The organism is Stenotrophomonas sp. YIM B06876 (assembly GCF_030711595.1).
GTDB lineage: Bacteria > Pseudomonadota > Gammaproteobacteria > Xanthomonadales > Xanthomonadaceae > Stenotrophomonas.
On record NZ_JAUJUJ010000630.1, the window covers coordinates 1 to 374 of the forward strand.

Consider the following 374-nt stretch of genomic DNA (forward strand, 5'->3'; position numbering starts at 1 on the left):
TGGGCGACGCCATCGCCTGGAACAATGCCGTGGGCGCGGGCCTGTCGTCGTCCATCTTCACGCTCGATGTGCGCGAGGCCGAGCAGTTCATGGCCAGCAGCGGCTCGGACTGCGGCATCGCCAACGTCAACATCGGCCCCAGCGGCGCCGAGATCGGCGGCGCCTTTGGCGGCGAGAAGGACACCGGCGGCGGCCGCGAAGCGGGTTCTGACAGCTGGAAGGCCTATATGCGCCGCGCAACTAATACCATCAACTACTCGGCCACCCTGCCGCTGGCGCAGGGCGTCACGTTCGACGTGCCGGCCTGAAATCGTGAACATGTTCTGAGACACATCCACATTCCTGTTTGATAAAACCACCTATGACCATGCCTA

The 374-nt window shown here is 63.4% G+C and carries 1 protein-coding gene; it reads left to right on the plus strand.

Annotated elements, in window-relative coordinates; all coding sequences use genetic code 11:
* The coding region (locus tag QZH66_RS18790; RefSeq protein ID WP_305807290.1) for an aldehyde dehydrogenase family protein at positions 1-308 on the plus strand (308 nt) is incomplete at its 5' end.
* Positions 309-374: the final 66 nt, after the last annotated feature.